Source organism: Paraflavitalea sp., assembly GCF_059502485.1.
This window is the reverse complement of the sequence record NZ_JCACET010000008.1, coordinates 2,440,259-2,453,573: the sequence shown is the minus strand read 5'-3', so window position 1 is coordinate 2,453,573 and position 13,315 is coordinate 2,440,259. Positions and strand designations below refer to the sequence as shown.

Sequence of the window (13,315 nt, the reverse complement as noted above, 5' to 3'; positions counted from 1 at the left end):
CGACAGCATTAAAATCTGACCGGTTGAGAGTTACACCTTTACTACTTTGCTGCTTCCTCGCCTGCCTGTCTTTGACTGCCGTTGCCCAAAAGAAACCGGCCTATGTGTCGGGTAAAGTGGTGGATGAGAATGAACAGCCTATTGCAAAAGTATCGGTCGCCATCCTCGGCCGCCGCACAGGGGTAGCCACCTCCGATTCCGGCACTTTCCGGTTGCAGGCGCCTGTGGACAAAGCTTTCGCCATCGTTTTTTCCTATACCGGTTATAAGACTGAACAACGTAGCTTCCTGCTGAATGAGCAGGAGGAGGAATATATCGTCGTGCGCCTGGAAAGAGGCGCCCGCCAACTGGACTCCGTAGTGGTAACGGACCAGCGGCAACGACGGGAAGCCGGCCTTATCGTGCTCAACCCAAAGAATGCGATCAATATCCCCTCTCCAACCGGTGGCATTGAAAGTCTCATCAAAGTATTTGTAGGTTCCAACAACGAGCTTACCTCCCAGTATTCTGTACGCGGCGGTAACTATGACGAGAACCTGATCTATGTAAACGATTTTGAAGTCTTCCGCCCTTATCTCGTACGCAGTGGTCAGCAGGAAGGCCTCAGTTTTATCAATCCTGAGATGGCTCGGAATGTCAACTTCTACAATGGCGGCTTCCAGGCCCGGTATGGCGATAAAATGTCATCCGTACTGGACATCCAATACAAGAAACCCCGGCAGTTTGGCGGATCGGCGTATATCGGATTACTGGAACAGGGTTTACACCTTGAAGGGACCAGCCGCAACAATAAGTTCAGCTTCCTGGTAGGTGTGCGTAACCGCAGTAACCGCAACCTGCTGAGCAGCCAGGAAACAAAAGGTAATTATGTGCCTTCTTCCGCCGACCTGCAGGCTTTACTTACTTACCAGATCAACAGCCGCAACTCACTGGAGTTACTGGGCAACTTATCGCAAACGAAGTTTACCCTGGTACCGGAGTTCAGTCAGCTTACCACGTCTGTTTTCTCACCTTTCTTCAGTGCCAACCTTGGCCTGGATATTTATTTCGATGGCCGTGAGGAAGACAAGTACCGCACCAATATGCTGGGCCTTTCCTGGATACAACAACCCAGAAAGAACCTGCGCCTGAAATGGATGGTAAGCCGTTTTGAGAATGATGAGCGTGAATCGTTGGATATTACCGGCGCTTACTTATTTGGTGAACGCTCTTTTGATAAGGGCAAACCTGATTTCGGTCTGATCGTGAACCCGCTGGGTGCGGGTCTGTACCAGACGTTTGCCCGTAATAAACTGAATATCGGCATCTGGAATGCTTCTCATAAAGGAACGCTCGACAAGGGTAAGCATTACATTCAATGGGGCCAAAGCATAGAACGACAAACAATCGATGACAAGCTGCATGAATGGGAATACCAGGATTCTGCTGGTTATAACCTGCCTTATAACCCCGATATGTTCGAGCTGAATAAGGTAATCAAGTCAAGGGCTGATATCGATATCACCCGGCTGACCGGTTATATCCAGGACAATATCATTTTCAACGATTCTACCGGCTTTACCTTACAGGCAGGTGTACGTTATAATTACAATACGCTTAACAAAGAGTTTCTTGTTTCACCACGGGTTGGTTTCTCCTGGAAGCCTGCTCACTGGAAACAGGATATGGTGTTTCGTGGCGCCATCGGTATTTACAACCAGCCGCCCTTCTATCGTGAGTTACGCCGGTATGATGGTACTGTCAATACAGCACTGAAAGCGCAAAAAAGCTGGCAGATAACGGGTGGACTGGATTATAACTTCCAATATGGTGCACGCCCCTTCCGCTTCACCGCGGAGGCTTATTATAAGAACATGCGCGATGTGGTGCCTTATGACATCGATAATGTTCGCCTGCGTTACTTTGGAGAGAACCGGGCAAAGGCTTATGCTACCGGATTGGAAATGCGCTTGTTTGGCGAGTTGGTGAAGGATGCTGAAAGCTGGATAAGCATTGGGTTTATGCGCAGCCGCGAAGACCTTGATAAAGACACTTATTACGATTATAAGTTGGACTCTTTGAATAATCCGATCGACAGTACCCTGAAAGAAGGTGGCTGGCTGCGCCGTCCTACAGACCGGCTGTTGACGTTTGGCATGTTCCTTCAGGATTATCTCTCTACCAACAAGAACTTTAAAGTATACCTGAACTTCCTGTATGGCAGCAACCTGCCTTACAATATTCCCAACAGTGTTAAGTACCGCAACGCCCTGGTGATAGAGCCTTATATGCGGATAGATATGGGCTTCAGCGCTTTGCTGCTCGACAGCGAGAAAAGCAACCGCAGGAGTCATAGTCCTTTCCGCAATTTTGAGAACATCTGGGCTACGCTGGAAGTCTTCAACCTCATCGATCGGGACAACACCATTTCTTATCTCCTGATCAAGGATTTCTCCAATTCTACTTTTGCCATGCCCAACCGGCTTACGCCCCGCCTGCTGAATTTGAAGCTGATTGCAAGGTTTTAGGAGAAAGGCAGCGAGGGATGAGGAAGGGTCAATACATGAACCTACTACTACCTATGTGGTATCTATGGAGCATCTACGGAGTAAACCCTCTATAACTCCTCTATAAGACCTCTATAACTCCTCTATAATAGCTCTATAACTTTGGGTGATTTTGCTAACCTTTTGTTGGCTCCGTGGGGACTGGAGTGGCGGTGGATGAATGAATTTGAATTTACACCAAAAATTGCACAAATCCTACCTATAATTCTCTGCAAAAAATACGCAAATAGCTGCAAAAGCTTCCGTATTCCTACTCATATTGTGACCCCAGGGTCTGTTCTATTCCCAAAAGCACGATTTTAATTCCCATGGTGGGACAAATGGCATGGTTGGCTTTCCCTTAAGCGGCTGATTTTCAGCCCGTGCCAAAACCGGCATCTGGTTGGTAATGTATGGCACAAATCCTTTTTCCAGTGAAGCACACTATCAACACCGGTACAGAAGCGCAGAAAGCAGAGCAGCAGTTGGCTATTCAACGTCAGTTGAGCCGCCTTTTACAACAGACAGCACCGGTGAACGATGCCCAAACCAATGCTAACACGGAAAAAAAGAATACAGTGATTACAAAAGTTTTGATACGCCCTAACTCCTTTTTTACAGCCATGACACTGGATGTTACCAGTGAACAGAGCAGGCACACCATCGTACGGATGTACGACAACGAAGGGCACATTATAAAGATGTTTAGCTGGTTCCTGGTAAAAGGTACCAATGTAACCAGCATCAACGATATTACTGCTTTATCAGCAGGAACTTATCATCTGGACCTGATCGACAACGAAGGAAAACTCTTATTCAGTACGAACGTAACCAAAGAAAACTTAGCGCATTAGCAACTCCCTGCGCCCTGAACAAGAGGCCGTCCCGCATTACGGGGTGGCCTCTTTTCATTAATTTTGGGCATGACCAAGTTAAGCGTGAACATAAATAAGATTGCCACCTTGCGCAACAGCCGCGGCGGCAACAATCCTGATGTAGTAAAAGCAGCCGTAGATGCTCAACTCTTCGGTGCTGATGGTGTAACGGTGCATCCCAGGCCCGACGAAAGGCATATTCGTTACCAGGACGTTCGGGATATTAAAAAGATCATTACAACCGAGTTTAATATCGAGGGGAACTGCCGCGAGCAAAAGTTCATCGACCTTGTGCTGGAAGTAAAGCCCCACCAGGTAACGCTGGTGCCTGATGCCGAAGGACAATTGACTTCCGATCATGGTTGGGATACCATCACTCATGCCGTCTACCTGCGGGAGACCATACAAATATTCAAAGCTGCCGGTATCAGGGTATCCATTTTCGTGGACCCCGTAGTAGAAATGGTAAATGGGGCTGCCGAAACCGGCACCGACCGCATCGAATTATATACAGAGGGGTATGCCCGTGAGTTCCTCGCCGATAAAGAAAAGGCCGTAGCGCCTTACAGGGCTGCAGCTATCAGGGCCAATGAACTGGGGTTGGGCATCAATGCCGGACACGACCTGGACCTCAAGAACCTTGCTTATTTCGCTCAAAATACTCCTGGCCTGCTGGAAGTATCCATTGGCCACGCGCTGATCAGCGACGCCCTGTACCTGGGTTATGAGAATACGATCCAGTTGTATAAGCGACAACTGGGTTAATCGTAGTGCAACTTCAACTCTACCCTTCTGTTGGCAGTGCGACCTTTAGCTGTTTTGTTGTCGGCAACGGGTTGGTCCTGCCCAAAGCCTGCTGATTTGAGGCGATCGGCATTTACGCCTTTCTTAACCAGGTAATCGTATACTGCCTTTGCGCGTTTTTCACTCAATGTCTGGTTGCTGGCAGGTTTACCGGTATTGTCGGTATGACCTTCTATGTCCAGTTTCAGGTTGGCATCTTCGTTTACCAGTTTAGCCACATCGTCCAGTGATTTGTTAGATTTAGCTAACAAGGTGGCACTTCCCGTAGCGAAGAAAATATTCCGGGCTGCTACATCAATACGTTTCTTCACTTCGGCAGTTACCTCCGGACAGCCATTGTTGGCTGCTACACCTGGCAGGTCAGGGCACTTATCTTCTTCATCATTTACGCCATCCTTATCGCGGTCGGGCACCGGACAGCCCTGGTAGCGGGCAACGCCTTTTACCGAAGGGCATTTATCTTCTTCATCATTTACACCGTCGCCATCCGTATCGGGAATGGGACAGCCCTGATAGCGCTGCAGCCCTTTTTCGTTGGGACATTTATCGTCTTTATCGGCGATACCATCGCCATCAGTATCCGGACAACCATTGAACTGGGCAAGTCCCTTTACGTGTGGGCAGGCATCCAGGCTATCAACGATACCATCTCCATCGGCATCCGGTGGCGGCTGTGGCAATGGTGGTGGTGGAGCTGGCTTAGGTGTTGTTTTCCGCTTTCCTATTACTCCTGCCAAACCAATGCTGTGCATAAAATGGTAGTTGGTGATTGGGGTAACGGGAACACGGTATTGTGTGTTGATGAGCATGAATGCTTCATCGAAAAGGTTTACCTGCATGCCTAACCCAACGGGTATGAAGGCGCCCCAATATCCTTTGTATTTGGAGCCGCCGATACCCACCTGGAAATAAGGGGATACTACATATTTATTGCTGAACATTTTGCCCCGGATAGAAGCATCCAGCTCCATCAAAAGGTGATCCTTACCCGAACTGGTACCATCCTGGTAAATGTAGTCGAGGAACGATCCTGTAAGCATACCCGAAAAGTCGAAATGAGGTGAAAGACCATGAAGGTAGTTGACAGCAAGGCCCGGAGACATTTCCTTTATCTTGCCGAATTGCTTATTACGTAATGCTGCGCCCAGTGAAGTAGAACGTATGGCCTGGGCAGATTTGAAGTCATTAAAAATGAAGTGAACGCCGAATGTTGGATTTTGTATGTAATCTTCATCCTGGCTAAACGCAATCGTGTGCATCAGCGTTAAGGTCAGCACAAGACCTAAGATTTTCTTCATAAAACCGTGCAGTTTGGTTCGCTAATGAAGACAAATGTAGCGGGTACCAATTAAATGAAGAAATTATTTATTATCTTCAGCAACGCTTTCACTGGCTGGTTTTTGCCGACCCAGGTATTCTACTTTTACGCGTGTTAATCCCCGTCCGGTATAGCCGAGTTTGGCTGCTGCAGAACGACTTAGATCAATCAACCGGGGGTTTTTGGGATGCATTCTGTCCGTAATACGTACTATAACACTCTTCTTATTTCGGCTATTGATTACCCTTACCCAACAGTTGAGCGGATGGGTATTACTTGCTGCCGTCATTCCTTTTTGCGTAAATATCTCTCCATTAGCGGTTTTACGTCCTTCAAATTTGTTGTGGTAATAGCTGGCAACGCCATATTGAACTCTTGCCACATTCCTTTTTTTAGTCAGGGCAATACTGTCCTTATGGTCCTGCGCCATCGCTATTACCGGCGCTCCGGTAAGCAATAAAGCATACAGTATGCGTTTCGTCATAGCAAACAATGGGATTATTTATAGGATGGATTTGTCGGCAAAATACCGCTCTCTCAACACCTTATCCTCTGCGTAAACATCGTCATAAATCTTTAGCTTACCGTTCTTTCCTTCACAGGAGAAGTAACGGATAAAGATCGGCACCCGGTGAAAATTGGAAACTACGTGTTTCTCCTGCCGTTTGATCCAGTTCCTTAACGTATCAGGGTGGTATTTAAGTGTATCGTCACGTACCAGAAAATCGGCCAGTTTCATAAAATCCTTCACGCGTACGCAACCGTGGCTCAAAGCCCTGCTGCCCCGGGCAAATAACCACCGGGCGTTGGTATCGTGGAGGTATACGCTGTACTTGTTGGCAAAATTGAATTTCAGTACTCCTAAAGAGTTATCATCGCCCTGGCGTTGTTTCAGGAGATAAGGGAAATAGTTCTTGCTGAGCTTTTTCCAATCGATGGTATAGGGATCGATGATGCTATCATTTTTATCCACCACCATCAGGTTCTGCTTATTGAGGTATTCAACGTTCTTTTGTATCTGGGGCAGCATTTCTTTAAAGATAATGCTGTAAGGAACCGTCCATTGCGGGTATACGATAAAATTGGTAATATTGGAAGTAAGCAATGGTGTTCTTGTTTTAGGCAGCCCCACAATAACCCTCGACTCCATCACCATCGTATCCATATTCATTACCTGCATGCTGTAGGCAGGTATATTCACCCATACATAAGTAAGGGGCAGGGTATCAGGCAACATCTTATAACGATCAAGGGTAATAGAGATCCGCTTGAACTTCTCCCAATCGGTATTGTTGAGGTTGTTGACCGTATTCTCATTAACCTTTCCGGTAGGCTTTAATCCTTTCCCTTGCTGATACGTAACGAAAGCCTGCCGCCATGCAGCGGTATCTACAGGTGCAGTAGCTGAAGGGAGTATATCTTCTTCAAACAAACGGCGCTGCAACGCATTGTACAACGACGCTGAATCTTTATTGGGATACTTGATGTATGTATACCGGCGAAAGGTTTGAATGGAGTCGAGGAAAAACCTTAACCCCATTTTCAGTGAATCATAAGCAGCATGTTTAGGCTCCAGGTCGTGAAAAGCTGCCGTAACACTGTTGTTATGACGTGCCAGGTGAAATACCTGCGTATAGAAATCATTGTTTACTGCTGAGTCATTGCGCATGGTAAGACTGTCTCTTTCGAGGTGTCCCAGCCTGAGGTGACGGGCAGTAAGAAAGAAAGCATCCGTTAACATCAGGTCGGCACGCGACCATAGAGCAGCATCTCTACGCGCTACGGAATCGGTGGCAATCTTTGTGCGGATACCTGCTATCGCCCGCAGATGATAATCGGAAGGAAACAAACCATATTCTTTGGAACGCTCAATGAACGCATACAGGGAATCTCCGAGTGGTGACCAGCTTTCTTTAGCACACCACAGTGGTTGATAGTTTTCTTTTTCGTACAGGCTGTTAACGAGAGAATCATTGGCCAACAGAACGGTATCACTAAGCCGTCCCTTATTGTCCAAAATGAAAGTAAGGGCTGTTTTGATATTATCGCTCACCCGGACTTCAAACTTTTCTGGCTGCTCTACAATGTCTTTTTCCGGCGGTTTTACGGTAGCCATATTACAGGCGAACAGGAAGAGTAAGCAAGTTGACAAACACCCACCCATCAGACCCGCATACGTACTTTTATTCATTGTTTGAGTTAATTATCAGTGCAAAAAGTTAGTATCTTTCAAGAGATGGATTTAAGCATCAACCAGTTGCAATGATATACAAAATAGCACATCAGTGTAATATTTTACTATTGTTCATGTTAATTTTTTTCCATCCGGAGACGCTTGATGCACAGGAAACTGACTTAAAACGCTACGGGGTGGCATTTACGGATAATCTACCTGCTTACCGGGCACAAATACTGGCCGATTCGTCTAAAAAGATGGTTGAATTGCAAAGCCTAAGCCCTCTTATCCGCTACGACCTGCGCTATGCCACTACCAATAACTTCATGCACAGCCGGATGTACACACCTCCGCCCCGCCACACATTTCTGCGGGCGCCCGCAGCCCAGGCACTGGCAGCCGTACAACGGGAACTTAATAGCCAGGGATATGGTCTGAAAATATTCGATGCTTACCGCCCTTATGCTGTTACGGTAAGCTTTTGGGAGCTGGTACAAGATGAGCGTTATGTGGCCAACCCGTCCAAAGGATCGGGACATAACCGGGGATTGGCTGTAGATCTTACCATCGTCGATCAAAAAACAGGCAAAGAACTGGATATGGGCACCGGATTCGACAACTTTACGGACACTGCGCATCAAAACTTTACCGGTTTGCCGGAGGCGGTACTTAAGAACCGCCAATTGCTGAGGAATATCATGCACAAGCATGGTTTTGCCCCTCTTGAAACGGAATGGTGGCATTATTATTGGCCCAACAACAAAGATTATGAGGTGCTGAATATCCCTTTTAACTTGCTAAGAAAAGAATCCAACAGATAAGCTATTCAATATGAAGACATCCCTTACCCTATTTGCAATTTTAATCATCCTATTACCAGCTTGTAACAGCAACGACACAACAACTCCCACTAATGGATCAGGAGACACTACAACAGTACAAAATCATATACCGGATGATAATACTTCCGCAGCTTCTTTGACTGCTGCCGATACTGCTGAAATGTTAGCCCATAATCAAATCTATCCTGACTCGGTCACAGAACCAGTGACACCTCCTGCAGCTTCCGACTCCTTACAGTTTTGCACTATTAAGAAACTATATGAGGAAAATGGGACGCTGTATATAGACGCCGATTATATTCAACTCTACTATGGCGACAAAGCTGTTGAAGTAGCAAAGAAATACAACGATGCGATAGCAACCCTTGACGATAAGGGTGATACTGTTTATTCTGTGTTGAGCGATGTGTATATACTGAATGAGAATAAGCGTATCCGTAAACTGGCTGTCGACAAAAATGTCAGCTGCTACACTGTAGTACTTGGTAAATCAGCCATGCGGTTAAAGAAGAGCCCATTACATGAGTTACGCATCCGGATGAATGATGAACGACCTTATATCGTTTTATTAGATCGCAATAATGTGGTAACCGCCATTAAAGAGCAGTATCTTCCTTAGCAATAGGCTCAACGTTTACCACAGCATCCGTATTGATAGGCCCATATACATGCGGGAATGTATCAGCTGTGGAAGGCGACCATTCGTAGATGAACCGGCTGGTTAGTTTATCGGTGTCGATCACCAACTTAACAAGGTTTGTTTGTCCTTTAAAATAGCGTTCCAATACACCAGCTATCTGCTCTGCCTGAGAACAGTGGATAAAGCCTTCGTCTTTCAGGGATGGTGCTTCATAGGCGCCTGTGCGGGAAGCGGTTTCCCATTCGGCTTGCGTGGTAATGTGGTAGATTGTTGGCATTGTATTACAGAACTCTTTTGATGTGTTGCTGCAGCATATACAGGTCTGTCATAACCACCGCTGTCACAGCTTCCAGCACCACCGGCACACGCAAAGCGATACAAAGATCATGACGTCCTTTTACTGAAAAAGTCTCCTGCTCACCGGTTTCCCAATTGAGGGTTACCTGTTCTTTCGGTGTTGAAGAGGTAGGCTTAACAGCAATGCGGAATACCAGCTCATTGTTGTTGGTAATGCCCCCTACTACTCCACCGGCATGGTTGGTACGTGTCTTACCCGTATTGTCCTCAATAGCATCATTGTGCTGACTGCCAAACATACGGGCAGCCGCGAAGCCTGTTCCAAATTCAATGCCTTTTACAGCAGGGATCGCAAATACGGCGTGGCCTAATACAGACTCCACTGAATCAAAGAAAGGTTCTCCCAGGCCAATGGGCAAGCCATTTACCCGGCATTCTACGATACCCCCAATGGTGTCTTTGGCATCGATCGCTTTTTGCAATCCTTTCTCCAGATCGGCTTCACCGCCTATCTCCAATATGGATGCTTTTACTTCGCTTTGCTGGATAGCCATCAGCTTTTTGGCAATAACACCGGCAGCCACCAGGCAAACCGTCAACCGGCCGCTGAAGTGACCACCGCCTCTGAAGTCTTCAAAACCGCCAAACTTCTGGTGTGCTACAAAGTCTGCATGCCCCGGGCGCGGTACAGAGCGCTGCTTTTCGTAATCGCCGGAACGGGTGTTCTTATTCTCGAACAGGATCGTAATTGGCGCCCCTGTTGTCTTATTATTGAATACGCCTGATTTAAAGATAGGAATATCATCTTCTTTACGCGGTGTCGTTCCTTTCTGCGTACCGCCTTTACGCCGCTCGATATCGGGCATAAAGTCTTCTACGGTCAATGGAAGACCGGCAGGGCAGCCATCGATGTTAATGCCTACACTTTCGCCATGTGATTCACCAAAGATGGTAACCTTGAATATTCTGCCAAAACTGTTCATCCTTAGATTTGTTGAAGTGATTCTTTAATCTGTACCGCAGCACCCAATTGTTGAATATGCTGATAAAAATCAGGATAGGATTTATTGATAGCATGGGCCTCTTCGATCGTTGTAGCGCCCACTGCTTTTAAGCCTGCTACTGCACAAGCCATTGCGATGCGATGATCGTGGTGAGAATGTGTCAGCGCACCTTTCACGCCAGTGCCGCCATGAATGATCATCAGGTCGTCCTGCAGGTCTATCTGAATGCCCATTTTACCAAACTCCTGTTGGAGCGTCAGGGCACGGTTGCTTTCTTTATGCGTGAGCCTTGTAGCTCCTTCAATCACTGTCTTGCCTTCGCAATAAGCAGCGAGGGCTACCAGCGGAGGAAACAAGTCAGGGCATTCGGTGGCGTTGAAATGGAAAGCTTTCAATTTGCCCGGTCCTATTTCTATCTGGTTTGCTTCTACAGACACTTTTGCATCGCTGCTCATCAACGCTTGCAGAATAGCTTTATCGGCCTGTGTAGAGAACACATCCAACCCTTTCACGGTGATAGGGCCTGCAACAGCGCCCGCTACCAGCAGAAAGGCTCCGCCACTCCAATCACCTTCTACTGTATATTCTGTAGAAGAAGTTTTTGTAGCCTGGGCAGATGCCTGGTCTACTACCGCTTCCGGGAAATAGAATTCTTTATAATCCCTGTTCTCTACATCCCAGCCAAAGTGTTTCATCACCTGGAGGGTGAGATCTATATATGGCTTGCTCTTCAGGTCGTTTACTGTCAGGGCAATATCACTGGCGCCGGATGCCGCATAGGCAAACAACAGGCCGGTGAGGAATTGAGAGCTTAAAGAACCATCTACTTCAATGGCTGTGGGCTTCAACGGGCCTTTCACTTTCAGTGGCAGTTTTCCTTTGTTGGATTCAATCTCCACGCCCAGTTGCGGCAACACTGTATCAAAGAAATCCATGGGACGGGTAAGCAGGCTACCCTCGCCATTGATGGTAATTGTTTTGTTGCTTAAAGCTACCAGCGGGGTAAACATACGGATACCCAGACCGCTTTCACCACAGTTCACTTCACCAGCATCGGGGTTTACACCATTGCTTGTGATCTTCAATGATCCATCGGGCAATTGCTCTACATAGGCGCCCAGTCCGCGGATAACACCGAGGGCCGCTCTGTCGTCGTTGGAATTGCCAGGATTCTTAATAATGGTAACTCCTTTGGTCAGCAAAGCTGCTGCACAGGCTCTTTGCATAGAGCTTTTGGAAGTGGGCGCCTGTATAGTGCCCTTTATACCGGATGGCTGAATTGTTGCAATCATAAGTTTGAAATAATTTGTTCTAACTGCGTCATCGGGATGGACTTCACTACTCCTTTTCCTATCTTATCGAGCAGCACATAGTTCATGTCTTTCTTTTCCCGTTTCTTGTCCATCTTCAATATGTCGAATGCTTTCTTTCTGTCGAAGTTTGTGTGTACAGGCAGTCCATACTGAGCCAGCACCTTGCTTACTTTCTCACTGTCTTTGAACCCTGTTAACTGGGCTGATATCTGGCAGGCAGCTACCATTCCGATGGAAATGGCCTGTCCATGTGACAAAGCATACATGTTTTCTATGGCATGTCCCAGCGTGTGCCCAAAGTTCAGCAAGCGGCGTTCCCCCTGTTCGAATTCATCTTCTTCTACTACCGTTGATTTGATCACCGCATTGCGACGGATGAGCTTGCTCAACGCTGCTTTATCTTTTTGGTAATACTTTAACTTGTTCTTTTCCAGCTCTCTAAACAAAGGAGCGTCTTTAATGCAACTGTGTTTGATGATCTCGGCAAAGCCATTGATCCACTCGTGTTCAGGCAGGGATTTGAGGATGCTGTAATCGTACAATAGGAAATCCGGTTGACGGATAGTGCCCACAAGGTTTTTATAAATGCCTACATCGATACCATTCTTTCCACCAATGGAGGCATCTACCATCGCCAATATCGTAGTGGGCACAAAGCCTGTACGCAGACCACGCATGTAGACAGCGCCCACATAACCGGTGAGGTCAGTAATAACGCCACCGCCAACACCAATCAAGGTGGTTTTGCGATCGGCACCCAATGCAATCAATTGTTCTATGACGTAATTAGCGGTTGCCTGTACTTTGTGTTCTTCGCCGGGCTTCAGGACGATCGTCTTCCAGCCTTTGAACTTTTTGGCCTGGGCACGGAAGATGTTCTCGTCCGTAACCACTACTGTATATTCTTTATCAATGAGCTTCTCCAGCCAGGCGAAGTCGGCATCGAAATAGTAATCTACTTTTTTGGCGGTGAACTGATACGTTTTCTTCTGCATGGAAATTCTTATAGCTGTATCTTATCAAACACTTCGAGTTCGCTTTCAAGGGTCTTTGTCTTATGGTACTCTTCCTGCCTACCTAAGAAATCCGTCACCTGTTTAATGGTGCTGGGGTTCACAGACAGAGCCGCATAAGATTCTTCCCATTGAAAGGGGCTGGCAATGAGCTTGGTTTCATTGAGCCAGTCCGCAGCATCCGTGCGAATGCTTTTCACTACCTGCGAGAGGTTTTGCGCAGGGTGCAGTTGCAACAGTACGTGTACATGATCTTCTACTCCATTTACCGCCAGTACGTTGATGCCTTTTTCTCCGGCACGTTTCTGCAGTTGGGAAAACAAGATGGCACGGATGGGTTTTGTGAGCAGTGGCTCACTGTCTTTTACGCTCCAGATAATATGGATAAACAGATAAACTTTGTTCTGGTTACCTATCATGTGTGTATCGTTTCTAAGAGCGAAAATCGAAGCTGTCAGCCTGGGTTTATCAAAGTAGCCTTCGACAAGCTCAGGCTGACAGCTGTATC

At 47.0% G+C, this 13,315-nt stretch carries 13 protein-coding genes; 5 read left to right on the top strand and 8 right to left on the bottom strand.

What is annotated here, in order from left to right; all coding sequences use genetic code 11:
- Positions 1-23 precede the first annotated feature (23 nt).
- The 3 genes from AC5JBY_RS12430 to AC5JBY_RS12420 all read left to right on the top strand — a co-directional run bounded on the left by AC5JBY_RS12430 (position 24) and on the right by AC5JBY_RS12420 (position 4,165).
- A complete protein-coding gene (locus AC5JBY_RS12430) occupies positions 24-2,507 on the top strand; it encodes a TonB-dependent receptor (RefSeq protein WP_495904918.1) in 2,484 nt (827 codons plus the stop codon).
- Positions 2,508-2,959: 452 nt separating this feature from the next.
- Entirely contained in the window at positions 2,960-3,379 is a 420-nt protein-coding gene (locus tag AC5JBY_RS12425; protein ID WP_495904917.1) for a hypothetical protein, read from the top strand.
- A gap of 69 nt (positions 3,380-3,448) precedes the next feature.
- Positions 3,449-4,165: a pyridoxine 5'-phosphate synthase gene (locus tag AC5JBY_RS12420; protein WP_495904916.1), complete on the top strand. Its 717-nt coding sequence runs from the start codon at positions 3,449-3,451 to the stop codon at positions 4,163-4,165.
- Here the strand turns inward: AC5JBY_RS12420 and AC5JBY_RS12415 are convergent.
- The 3 genes from AC5JBY_RS12415 to AC5JBY_RS12405 all read right to left on the bottom strand — a co-directional run bounded on the left by AC5JBY_RS12415 (position 4,162) and on the right by AC5JBY_RS12405 (position 7,713).
- Positions 4,162-5,502 (bottom strand): OmpA family protein, encoded by a 1,341-nt coding sequence (locus tag AC5JBY_RS12415; RefSeq protein WP_495904915.1) that lies wholly within the window; start codon positions 5,500-5,502, stop codon positions 4,162-4,164. The two genes, AC5JBY_RS12420 and AC5JBY_RS12415, sit on opposite strands and share 4 nt — an antisense overlap.
- Before the next feature lie 63 nt (positions 5,503-5,565).
- On the bottom strand, positions 5,566-6,006 hold the full coding sequence (locus tag AC5JBY_RS12410) for a septal ring lytic transglycosylase RlpA family protein (RefSeq protein ID WP_495904914.1): 441 nt from the start codon (positions 6,004-6,006) through the stop codon (positions 5,566-5,568).
- 18 nt (positions 6,007-6,024) lie between these two features.
- Complete coding sequence (locus tag AC5JBY_RS12405) at positions 6,025-7,713, bottom strand: L,D-transpeptidase family protein (RefSeq protein ID WP_495904913.1); 1,689 nt, start codon at positions 7,711-7,713, stop codon at positions 6,025-6,027.
- A gap of 116 nt (positions 7,714-7,829) precedes the next feature.
- Here AC5JBY_RS12405 and AC5JBY_RS12400 point away from each other — a divergent pair, with 116 nt between their 5' ends.
- Together AC5JBY_RS12400 and AC5JBY_RS12395 are read left to right on the top strand one after the other, a co-directional pair.
- A complete protein-coding gene (locus AC5JBY_RS12400) occupies positions 7,830-8,519 on the top strand; it encodes a M15 family metallopeptidase (RefSeq protein ID WP_495904912.1) in 690 nt (229 codons plus the stop codon).
- Positions 8,520-8,529: 10 nt separating this feature from the next.
- Positions 8,530-9,159, top strand: coding sequence for a hypothetical protein (locus AC5JBY_RS12395; RefSeq protein WP_495904911.1), 630 nt, complete (start codon positions 8,530-8,532; stop codon positions 9,157-9,159).
- On the opposite strand, the gene AC5JBY_RS12390 is transcribed toward AC5JBY_RS12395, so the two are convergent.
- The 5 genes from AC5JBY_RS12390 to tnpA are packed head-to-tail and all read right to left on the bottom strand — an operon-like array spanning position 9,137 to position 13,226.
- Complete coding sequence (locus AC5JBY_RS12390) at positions 9,137-9,457, bottom strand: DUF952 domain-containing protein (RefSeq protein WP_495904910.1); 321 nt, start codon at positions 9,455-9,457, stop codon at positions 9,137-9,139. The two genes, AC5JBY_RS12395 and AC5JBY_RS12390, sit on opposite strands and share 23 nt — an antisense overlap.
- Positions 9,458-9,461: 4 nt before the next feature.
- Entirely contained in the window at positions 9,462-10,460 is a 999-nt protein-coding gene (locus tag AC5JBY_RS12385; RefSeq protein WP_495904909.1) for a chorismate synthase, read from the bottom strand.
- Between the two features lie 2 nt (positions 10,461-10,462).
- The gene (gene aroA, locus AC5JBY_RS12380; RefSeq protein ID WP_495904908.1) at positions 10,463-11,773 is read right to left on the bottom strand and encodes a 3-phosphoshikimate 1-carboxyvinyltransferase; all 1,311 of its coding nucleotides are present in this window, start codon (positions 11,771-11,773) and stop codon (positions 10,463-10,465) included.
- Positions 11,770-12,789 carry a 3-dehydroquinate synthase gene (gene aroB / locus AC5JBY_RS12375; RefSeq protein ID WP_495904907.1) on the bottom strand — a complete coding sequence of 340 codons (1,020 nt, stop codon included), beginning with the start codon at positions 12,787-12,789 and terminating at the stop codon, positions 11,770-11,772. Before aroB ends, aroA begins: the two co-directional genes overlap by 4 nt.
- 8 nt (positions 12,790-12,797) lie before the next feature.
- Positions 12,798-13,226, bottom strand: a complete 429-nt coding sequence (gene tnpA / locus AC5JBY_RS12370) for an IS200/IS605 family transposase (protein WP_495904906.1) — start codon at positions 13,224-13,226, stop codon at positions 12,798-12,800.
- Positions 13,227-13,315: the final 89 nt, after the last annotated feature.